The organism is Exiguobacterium sp. UBA3491 (genome assembly GCF_002377745.1).
Lineage (GTDB): Bacteria > Bacillota > Bacilli > Exiguobacteriales > Exiguobacteriaceae > Exiguobacterium_A.
In genome coordinates this window covers 38,111-48,691 of the sequence record NZ_DFQK01000012.1, presented here as the reverse complement: position 1 = coordinate 48,691, position 10,581 = coordinate 38,111, and the positions used below count along the sequence as shown (strand labels likewise).

Genomic DNA, 10,581 nt, shown 5'->3' with positions numbered 1-10,581 from the left:
GAGATTAGGGAACTACCTAAAGGTGAAGCTCTTTTATAAGAGTTTCACCTTTCTTATTTGAAAAATCAGGAGGACCACTCATGCGTCTACTCACACTAAACTGTCATTCATGGCAGGAAGAACAGCCACTCGAAAAATTAAACCAGATCGTTCAACAAATTCTCGCTCAAGATTATGATGTCATCGCACTACAAGAAGTGAGTCAATTGATGGACACACCGATCGTCTATGACGATGTGCGCAACGATAACTTTGCCTATTTGATCCAGCAAGCGCTAAAAGAACAAGGTCAAACCTACTCCCTCGTCTGGGATTTTGCTCATATCGGCTATGATAAGTATGAAGAAGGACTCGCTCTTTTGACGAAACATCCAATCTTAAAATCGGACAGTTATTATGTCAGCCGCAGTCAAGATACATTCGATTGGAAATCGCGAAAAATCGTCCGCGCGACGATCCAAGTCGACGGTACACCGATTACGTTCAATACATGCCATCTTGGCTGGTGGGCAGATGAAGTCGAACCGTTCCAGGAACAATTCAATCATTTGATGGCTCGGATGGACCCACTCGAATGGACATTCTTCCTCGGTGATTTCAACAACGATGCCTTAGAACGAAATACAGGTTATGACTTTATGATGCAACGAGGATTGCACGACGTCTTCCTACTAGCTAAGGAAACGGTCGGAATTGAGACGATCAATGGCAACATCGATGGATGGGAAGACAATCAACAAGGATTGCGGATTGATCTCGTCTTATCGAATCGGAAAATTGACGTTGAACGCGTCGGTGTCGTGTTTGATGGGATTCACGGTCCCGTCGTTTCCGATCACTACGGGGTTGAGGTCGATATTCAGATTCAAAAAAATGAATATTAAGTATTGACAACGCTTTCTTTTCTCCTTTAAGATGAAATCAAATCAATAGTGCGGATTGTGACAGTACGGCTGGCAAGACCGAAATGACACCTCGTTAGGAGAGGTGTTGTTCGGTCTTGCCTTTTTTTGTCTCATTCAGCACGTTTCATGAAAAAGGAGGACTTTTCCGATGGATTATCAACAAACTGCTAAACGTGTGCTCGAACTCGTCGGCGGACGTGAGAACATCATCACTGCCGCTCACTGTGCGACACGCTTACGCCTTGTCTTGCATGACGAATCAAAGGTTGATCAAGCAGCACTTGAAGATTTGGATGGTGTAAGTGGCGCCTTCTCGAGCTCTGGTCAATATCAAATCATCTTCGGGACCGGTACCGTCAACAAGGTATTCGCTGCGTTTGCACCACTCGCTGGTGTGAAAGTCGATGGAGAAGAGCCACTCGACGTTAAAAAGGCCGCATCGCAAAAATTAAACCCGTTCGCCCGTCTTGCCCGTTCGCTCTCGAACGTCTTCGTTCCACTCATTCCGGCAATCGTCGCAGCTGGTCTCTTGATGGGATTACTCGGCATGATCAAGGCATTCGGTTGGGTCGAGGGCGATTCGCCGATCGTTCAACTACTTGATATGTTCTCGTCTTCAGCCTTCATCATCTTACCGATTCTGATCGGTTTCTCGGCAGCTCGTGAATTCGGTGCAAATCCGTATCTCGGTGCCGTCATCGGGGGAATCATGACACACCCGTCCCTCTTGAATCCATGGACACTTGGGAACAGTGATCCTGAAGTCATGAAATTCCTCGGAATGAACATCGAGTTAATCGGATACCAAGGAACGGTCTTCCCGGTTCTCTTAACTGTCTGGGTCATGGCAAAGATTGAACAACAAGTCCGGAAACGAACACCCGAGACGCTCGACTTACTCGTCACACCATTCGTTACGGTCCTCGTCACTGGTTTCCTGGCGTTGATCGTCATCGGTCCAATCGGAACGTTGCTCGGGAAAGGAATCTCATTCGTACTCGTCTTCTTCTACGAACAGTTCTCAGTCGTCGCTGGTCTCCTCTTTGGTGGACTTTACTCGACGATTGTCATCACTGGGATGCATCACAGTTTCCATGCAATCGAAGCAGGGTTACTTGCCGATAAAAGTATCGGAAAGAACTTCCTTTTACCGATCTGGTCGATGGCGAACGTCGCTCAAGGCGGTGCCGGACTTGCCGTCTACTTCTTGACAAAGAACGTCAAACTCAAAGCACTTGCCCTACCGTCTGCGTTCTCAGCCTTTCTCGGTATCACGGAACCTGTCATCTACGGCGTCAACTTACGTCTTGGAAAACCATTCATCGGCGGTGCAATCGGTGGTGCGATTGGTGGCGGTTATGTCGTCTTGACGCAAGTCGCGGCGAACGCCTACGGACTAACTGGAATCCCGATGATCGCGATCGTCGCCCCGCTCGGTGCAACGAATTTGATCAACTACCTCGTTGGATTCGTGATTGCGGTCGTCACTGCTTTTGTTTCGACTGTCGTTTTGATGCGTCTTGATTCACGCAAACAAAAAGAAACAGACATTGCTGCTTAATCCTTCATGCGACCAAACCGGGTCCACTGACTCGGTGGTCGCATTTGTCGGTTCGCAAAGCGTCTACGTTCGCTTTATAATAAAGAAAAGACTGGAAAGGAGGACGTCAGGCTGATTATTCATAAAATCCTCAACAACAATGCAGTTGTCGTTAAAGAAAATGGACAAGAACGCATCGTCATGGGACCCGGTATCGCCTTTGGAAAAAAGAAAAAAGATCCGATCCAAGCGACGAAGATCGAAAAAATGTTCATCCCTTCGTTTGAAAATGCGGAACAGTTCAAAGAGATTCTGACGACGACACCACTTGAGATCATCGACTTATCCGAACGCATCATCTCGCATGCAGAAGGTGAACTTCAGACGCCGTTTCATGACTATATTCATGTCAGTCTGACGGATCACCTCGCTCATGCCGTACGGCTAGCACGTGAACAACTCGTCGTGCATAATCGACTAGCGGAAGAGATTCGTCTTTTATATGGACCGGAGTATGCGATCGGAGAATGGGCAGTCCTTGAAATCGAACGCGCGTTACAGGTCACCCTCCCTAAAGAAGAAGCAGCGAACATCGCGCTTCACTTATATAATGCACGCCAGACTCATCCGAACATGGCAACTGCTTTGCAGACGGTGACGTTACTCAATGAACTGCGCGAACAGATTGAAGTCTTTTTTGGACAAACGATCGAGACCTCATCGATGACGTATTATCGTTTCTTCACGCATATGAAATTGGTCCTCGCCCGAATTGAACAAGGAGAAACCTTACACGACATGGATGATGTGATTTTATCTGCCGTCAAAACACGTTATGCCGAGGCTTATGCCTGTGCGAGTCAAATGGGCAATTGGCTGACTGTCGAACTCGATACACGTGTACCTGAATCAGAAATCGGCTATATGGCTTTACACATCGAACGGATTCGTCCGGATCTTGAAAGGAGTTCTACGTATGAAAATCTTTAGTTTGGGGGAAGCATTGATTGATTTGATTCCTCTTGATGCTGAAAACATGACGTTTCAAAAAAATCCTGGGGGTGCTCCTGCCAATGTCTCTGTCGGACTCGCTCGATTAGGCGCTGATAGTTATTTTCTTGGAGCTGTCGGTGATGATTCGATGGGGCACTTCTTGAAAGATACGTTACATCATTATGGTGTTCGTACCGATCATCTCGTCCATGATTCAACACAAAAGACAGGTCTTGTCCTCGTCACGAATGGGCAGGATGGCGAGCGGTCATTTGAGTTCATCAATGCGGAACGCGCTGATATGCAATTCCACGAAACACATGTCCCGGAGGATTTCACATCCGTCGATTTATTACACATCGGTTCGATCTCTTTAATCACTGGAGAATCCGTCAACGCGACACGAAAAGCCATCGCACGTGCAAAAGCACACCAAGTACCGGTTTCTTACGATCCGAACTTACGAGAGTCGTTATGGCCGAATCTTGACGAAGCACGGACGACGATTCGGTCTGTCCTACCGGATGCACAAATCGTCAAACTTGCTGAGGAAGAATTGACGTTTCTAACTGGACAAACGAATCTTGATGACGGGGCTGCTGAATTGTTAGCTGAATATCCGATTCGTCTTCTTGCCATCACGCGAGGAAGTGAAGGATCGATTCTCTATACGGATCGTGCGATGGCTGTCATCGATGCGATTACGGTCGACGCAATCGATACGACAGGAGCTGGAGATGCCTTCATGTCCGGTTTACTCTACCAGTGTGCGTTACGCGATTTTTCATTTGATTGGTCTGAAGATGAACTTCACGACATCGGTCGATTCGCTGCGATTTCAGGCGGACTTGCTGCTTCCGTCAAAGGCGCGATGGCTGCTCTGCCAACGCTCGACGAAGTCGCTCATCGCTTGAGTTGAATCGATGACTCAGTAAAAATAAGGATGGAGAGATTCCGGACTCAATGCCGAAATCTCTCCATCCTTTTCGTTTGATTGATGAATCGATTAAGGTGTATCGATAAATCGTTTGATTTCATCTAATGACTCATCCTGTTGTTCTTTTGACGTTAACGGGCTGCTATTGTCCCCTTTTTGTCGACCGTACATACCAAAGTTCGCATGGTTCCCTTGCTTGATTTCATGGAATACCGCATCTTTTCGAACGTCCTGTTTACTTTTTTCGATATCAGCGACTGGTAAGACACCATCTCGTCCACCATAAATCGTCAACGAGGGCACATCAATCGAATCAATCGGATAGGACGCGAGGAAAACGATCCCCTTAATTTTTGGATGTTGTTCAACGATCGTGGAAGCTGCGCTTCCACCGAGCGAATGCCCGATCAGATACCATTTTTTGATTTGCGGATATTCCTCGATGATATCGAGTCCTTCGTTTGAGTCAAGCAACGCAATCCGAAACGGTAGCTTCGGGATGACGACGAAGTGCCCGTCTTTCGCTAGTTGCTTACCGTAATAACTGTAGGCCGCTGCATCGACTTTTGCCCCTTGATAAAAGATGAATCCGACATCACTCGTCTTCTTTCCAAATGTCAGTTCACGGGGTGTATCTGTCTCCACGTAAGACTTCGCTTGCGTAGAAGCATCATAGTCGAATTGTGCCCAAATCATGAAGGCAAATACGAGCAGTGCCAACAGCGCAGCAATCGTTCCAATGATTCTTATACTCCATTTTTTCATCTCATTCCCTCCCGTTACCGTTATACCCCATATTATGTGTTAAATCACATATGAAAACAAATATTAGAATTTTCAGTCATTGTAAGCATCCCTATCTCTTTTTCATGAATTGGTTTAAGATGAAACCAATATTGTTTTTTCGAAAGGAGATTCACGTTTTGCCGCGTACCCTTGTGTCTACGATTCAATGGTTTTTATTCATCATCTGTACTAACATTGCCCCGCCCCTTGCCATCGCAGCATCGTTTGAACTCTCGGGTGCCGAGACGCTTTCCTTCTTATCTCGTTGTCTATTCGTATTTGCCATCTTAAGTCTCTTTCAAGTCCTGCTCGGACACCGTCTACCAATCATGGAAGGTCCTGCTGGAATTTGGTGGGGTGTATTTGCCCTTTATTCGTCGATTGGTGTCACATTGTACGGCAGTTATTCAAACACTTTACAGTCGCTTGGATTCTTACTCCTACTCAGCGGTATCATCTGTATCGTCTTGACGATGACGGGTGTCTTACGGCGCTTAGTCCCTCTTTTTACACCGCAAGTCATCGGTGTCTACATGCTACTGCTGTCGGCACAACTGTCCGGATCCGTCATGAAAGGATTGCTCAATATCGAGGATGGACGAATTCAAGTATTACCTGCCGTCATCTCGATTCTGACGGTCTTGATCTCGCTTTATTTAGAACGAAGTGATCGCTTACGCCAGTACGCTTTATTAATCACGCTACTCGTCGGTTGGAGCATGTTTGCATTGATCGGTCGTGCCGAGATGCCAAGTTTCGATGGTCCACTGTTCACTTTACCGAGTTTATTACCGTTCGGCGGTATTCATGTCGACTGGAGCTTATTACCGACAGCTCTCATCATCTCGTTGTTGTTAATGACGAACGTCTTAGCGAACATCAAGGTCATCGAACGGATCATCAGTGCCAAGCGTGGTGAAACCGTCAAAGGACAAGTCGGAACAGCTGGTATCACGGCTGGTATCGGACAACTCTTCGCTGGTCTGTTCGGTACGGTGGGGCCTGTCGCCATTTCCGGAACGGCTGGGTTCATTGCTTCAACAGATAACACGGACCGCAAAGCGTTCGTCTATGCGAACATCACGTGTCTCTTCCTCAGTATCGTGACACCATTCGTCGGATTGATCGCTAAAATCCCCGTCGCTGTCGGTTATGCGATGGTCGCACCGATCGTTGCCGGGATGGCGATCATCGGCGTCACGGAAGCAGCCCGCGACTTGAATCGTCAAACGGCGATGATCACGGTCGGTCTCCCGGTCCTCGTCGGCATCGGTGCGTTGTTACTACCGAAAGGAGCAACGGCCGATTTACCGCCACTCGTGACGACCCTGATGTCAAACGGTCTCGTCCTCGGAACATTGGTCGCCTTGCTCGCAGAAGGGTTACGCCATATCCGGACGAATGATTAATAAAAAGACGCTTTCTCGATCGAGAAAGCGTCTTTTTTCATGCATCAGCGAATACCGCGCATGTATTTTTGAAGTTTTGGTGCGAAAGCGAACAAAAGTAATCCGAAGATGACGGCAACGATACCCGTGATACCGAAGTACAAAATCTCCGTGTCATTCGTGTAGTATTTAACGATTTGTGCGTTGACCGCTTGACCCGTTGCGTTCGTCAAGAACCACAGACTCATCGTTTGCGCTGAGAAGGCAGCCGGCGCCAGTTTTGTTGTTGCCGATAGACCGACTGGTGACAAGAAGAGCTCACCGATGACGACGAGGAAGAAGCTCAGTGCAAGCCAGAGTGGACTAACTGACGTCTCCACACCGAACAGGATACCTGGTAGTGTCATGACGATGAACGAAAGTCCAGCGATCAGAAGACCAAACGAGAACTTTTGCATCGTCGTTGGTTGACGGTCACCGAGTTTGACCCAGAAGCTCGCAAAAACAGGTGCTAACACGATGATGAAGAGCGGATTCAACGATTGGAAGAATGCCGGTTGAATCTCAAATCCTAAGAATGAAAGGTTCGTCCGTTCACTTGCGAAGATGGAGAGGACATATGAACCTTGTTCTTGGATTGCCCAGAAAATCGCTGCTGCGATGAACAACGGAATATACGCAATCAAACGTGAGCGCTCATCATCCGTGATCTTTGGACTACGAAGCATGACTGTGAAGTAAGCGATCGGAATCAAGATCCCGAGAATCGTGACCATTAGAGTAAAACGAGAAATCGTCAACAGTCCTGTCATCGATGCAACGACACCGAGTACCGCAACGACGACAACAACGATTGATGCGATCGTGATGAAGCGTTTTTTCTCGTCCCCTTTTAATGGGTTCAAGACGTACGTACCCGCTTGACCAAGGTTTTTCTTTTTCGTCAAGACGAAGACGACAAGTCCTGCGAACATCCCGATGGCAGCGAGTGCGAAACCAGCGTGATATCCACCACGGTCAGCCACTTCACCAACGACGAGTGGTGAGAGGAATGCCCCAGCGTTGATCCCCATGTAGAAGATACTAAAACCAGCATCGCGGCGGTTATCCGTCTTGCTGTACAAATCACCGACGATATTCGATACGTTCGGTTTCAAGAAACCAGTACCGATGACGATGAGTCCCATCGAGATGAAGAGGGCTGTAATGCCTGCTGGTAAAGCAAGGACGATATGTCCTAACATGATCAAGATACCACCATAGAAGACGGTCCGTGACGTACCGAGTAAACGGTCAGCTACCCATCCCCCAATGATCCCTGACATGTAGACGAGCGAACCATAAACGGCCATGATTGACGCAGCTGTCGTCTTATCGATACCTAGACCACCGTTGGCAACTGAATCGTACATGTAGAAGATAAGGATGGCACGCATGCCATAGTAGGAGAAACGCTCCCAAAACTCAGTGAAGAAGAGGGTGAACAACCCTTTCGGATTCCCGAAGAATCCTTTTTGCGGAACGGTCTTGTAGACCTGATCGCGATCAAACTCTGCCATATGATCGGCTCCTTTCATCAATCCTAAATAAGTGCATAATCCATCATCTTTTCCCGCTTTCCCCAAACGATAAGCGTGACGAAACAGATAGGATACGAATACACTGTTTTGCCTGAATTGTCTCACTTCTTTTTTTATATATGAGACAGCACTTTACCATTCAACCGCAAATCATTTGACGAGTCAAATATTATTTACGTTACAAGAATAACAAAAAGAGCAGTCGACTACTCGACTGCTCAGGATTGCATCTGTTTCGATTCGATGATTGTAATTCCAGGCGGTGCATGTAATGTTTCACGTATCATCGCCGCAGCGACTTGACCAGCTTCGATTGGAGCAATGGCGCTCCGCTTCAACAAGGGGCGTAAAACCGTCGAAATTTTCGCAGCCGCTTGTTCGCCTAAGCGGAATTCATCTCGATCCCCTAATAACAAGGATGGTCTAAAAATCAATAACGCGTCATACCCCAGTACACGTAATCCGTTTTCCGTGTCCCCTTTTACACGATTATAGAAGGTTTTGGCATTCGGATGGGCACCGAGCGCCGAAATTAAGGCAAATCGTGTCGCCCCGAGGTCTAACAATTCACGGCCAAGTTCAATCGGATATGTGTAGTCAACCAAACGAAATGCCTCTTGCGATCCTGCTTGTTTGATCGTCGTGCCCAGTGCACAATAGACATGGTCGACGACAGGTAATTCGATTTCTGTCACACGATCAAAATCAATCACCCATTCTTCAAGTTTCGGATGAAAACGGCGCATCGGGCGGCGAACGAGAACATGTACCTCGCTATATGCATCTTCTGCCAACAAACGATCCACGAGTTCTTGTCCGACTAGACCAGATGCTCCTAAAATTGCTGCTCTCATACGTTTCTCCCTCCTTCATGCTGTCGACCAATTGGTACGAAATAGGAACGGTTTCCAGTGATCCGTTCTCCGGCACGTACACCAATCGCACTTGGTCTTCCTCCTAAAATAAAGACACCATACATATACGCGACTTCTCCCTCTTCCTGAAGTGAGTACGTCGGTAGTTCTTGATACGCTTGATAAACAGCCGGTTGATCACGAAACGTATGCTGTTCGTTCTTTAACATGATATGTCCGTGTCCATCATGGACCGTCACGGTATCTCCCTCACGCCCGAAAATCGGTTTTTTAACGAATGATCGCTGGCTTGAAATGAATGGATCAGCGGATAAGTACGTCGGTAAAAAATAACGCGCAATCGTCATGTGGTCCGTTTCGCTCAAGTACGGATGATTGGCTTCATGCAACATCCAGATCAATGCAAGAACCGACTTAGCTTGCATTAAAAAGGCAGACGGCGGGTTGATGATTTCGAGTCGACCCGTCTCGACGAGTTGCAGGAGTAATTGTCCTAAATTTCTTCCGTCCTCATCCCGGTCAAGTAAGGCCATCTCGATCGGAAAGGTTTGACGATATAAGATATCGATTCTTTTACCAGCCTCATCGTACAGACCTTCTTCCGGACGAATCTCTAATGCATGAAGTGGACAATAGGTCGCATCACTCCAAAACGACTGCAAATACTCAGCCGTCAATCGATCCTCGATGTGGTCACCATGTGAGGTGAAGACGACATGCGGATGCTGTTTCGTCCGATGTATCGCGGCTTCGATCGCACGACAGACAGTTGCCTTCAGCCATTTGTTTTCCCCATCGTTGACCCGTTCAAAACCTTGTTTTTCCGCTACGACATCATTGACTTCAAATACTTCTTTAATGAAAGTCGGCGTATCCGCGTTCCATTCCATGAGTGAGATACGATCTGCCGTCGCAATGAAATCAAAGCGTCCGATGACGGTCAACGGTCGCATCGTCTCGAGTCGTAAAAAAGCGAGACTCTCAGACGGGAAGCCAAGCTCTAGCAGTGCCTCATCATCCATCGATCGAAGAATCGGAAGTACTTTTTCAAATATCTTGTAAACTTCTTGCGCCGCGATATGCAGTTGGTCGATTCGTTCTTCCGAGATGGGCATGATTTCCGTCACAGCGTACGGTTCCCCGTCTAGCACATCCCAAAAACGATCGATGTCTCCGTAAAAGGTTTGTCGTCTACTCATCCGCCGAAAAAGCCGGAAGATGAGCCTGTTCCGAATCCCTTTGTCTTCGTGTTATAACTCTTTACTTCTTTTGATTTCGGCGTATACCCTTTTGTTCGCATCGCACTATGCATCAAGGCACGTGAAGCGAAATAACTACCACCCCAGTAATAGTAGCCTGAATGAGTCGACGAACTATCATCACAGTACCAGACACCTTCATCGTTATCATACTCATAGTCATCACAATCCGGATCATCTGGTCGTTCCGCTCGTGCATCATCCGATCCACACCCACTCAGTGTCGTTCCGATCAACAGTGTTGCAGCTAGTGTCGCTTGTTTCATCCAATTCACCGTCTCAGTCCCCTTTCCTTTTACTCTCTTTATGGATAGTATA

The 10,581-nt window shown here is 47.4% G+C and carries 10 protein-coding genes; 5 read left to right on the top strand and 5 right to left on the bottom strand.

Annotated elements, in window-relative coordinates; all coding sequences use genetic code 11:
• Positions 1–80 precede the first annotated feature (80 nt).
• The 4 genes from B4F99_RS03320 (at position 81) to B4F99_RS03305 (ending at position 4,357) form a co-directional block, all read left to right on the top strand.
• The gene (locus tag B4F99_RS03320) at positions 81–884 is read left to right on the top strand and encodes an endonuclease/exonuclease/phosphatase family protein (protein ID WP_214856691.1); all 804 of its coding nucleotides are present in this window, start codon (positions 81–83) and stop codon (positions 882–884) included.
• A gap of 169 nt (positions 885–1,053) precedes the next feature.
• Positions 1,054–2,466 (top strand): sucrose-specific PTS transporter subunit IIBC, encoded by a 1,413-nt coding sequence (locus B4F99_RS03315; protein ID WP_290755341.1) that lies wholly within the window; start codon positions 1,054–1,056, stop codon positions 2,464–2,466.
• A 111-nt stretch (positions 2,467–2,577) separates the two neighbouring features.
• Positions 2,578–3,435, top strand: coding sequence for a PRD domain-containing protein (locus tag B4F99_RS03310; RefSeq protein ID WP_047390781.1), 858 nt, complete (start codon positions 2,578–2,580; stop codon positions 3,433–3,435).
• Positions 3,422–4,357, top strand: coding sequence for a carbohydrate kinase family protein (locus B4F99_RS03305; protein ID WP_214856693.1), 936 nt, complete (start codon positions 3,422–3,424; stop codon positions 4,355–4,357). The genes B4F99_RS03310 and B4F99_RS03305 overlap by 14 nt, the downstream gene beginning before the upstream one ends.
• A gap of 87 nt (positions 4,358–4,444) precedes the next feature.
• Here the strand turns inward: B4F99_RS03305 and B4F99_RS03300 are convergent, their stop codons facing one another.
• The gene (locus B4F99_RS03300; RefSeq protein ID WP_290755339.1) at positions 4,445–5,140 is read right to left on the bottom strand and encodes an alpha/beta hydrolase; all 696 of its coding nucleotides are present in this window, start codon (positions 5,138–5,140) and stop codon (positions 4,445–4,447) included.
• Positions 5,141–5,298: 158 nt separating this feature from the next.
• Between B4F99_RS03300 and B4F99_RS03295 the strand changes: the two genes are divergently transcribed.
• Positions 5,299–6,570, top strand: coding sequence for a purine/pyrimidine permease (locus B4F99_RS03295; protein WP_023469734.1), 1,272 nt, complete (start codon positions 5,299–5,301; stop codon positions 6,568–6,570).
• A 44-nt stretch (positions 6,571–6,614) separates the two neighbouring features.
• Here the strand turns inward: B4F99_RS03295 and B4F99_RS03290 are convergent, their stop codons facing one another.
• From B4F99_RS03290 to B4F99_RS03275, 4 genes are all read right to left on the bottom strand, one after another.
• Positions 6,615–8,108 (bottom strand): peptide MFS transporter, encoded by a 1,494-nt coding sequence (locus B4F99_RS03290; RefSeq protein WP_290755337.1) that lies wholly within the window; start codon positions 8,106–8,108, stop codon positions 6,615–6,617.
• 239 nt (positions 8,109–8,347) lie between these two features.
• Complete coding sequence (locus B4F99_RS03285; RefSeq protein ID WP_058704374.1) at positions 8,348–8,983, bottom strand: hypothetical protein; 636 nt, start codon at positions 8,981–8,983, stop codon at positions 8,348–8,350.
• Complete coding sequence (locus B4F99_RS03280; protein ID WP_290755334.1) at positions 8,980–10,203, bottom strand: glutathionylspermidine synthase family protein; 1,224 nt, start codon at positions 10,201–10,203, stop codon at positions 8,980–8,982. The genes B4F99_RS03285 and B4F99_RS03280 overlap by 4 nt, the downstream gene beginning before the upstream one ends.
• Positions 10,200–10,529 (bottom strand): hypothetical protein, encoded by a 330-nt coding sequence (locus tag B4F99_RS03275; protein WP_035395686.1) that lies wholly within the window; start codon positions 10,527–10,529, stop codon positions 10,200–10,202. The genes B4F99_RS03280 and B4F99_RS03275 overlap by 4 nt, the downstream gene beginning before the upstream one ends.
• Positions 10,530–10,581 lie beyond the last annotated feature (52 nt).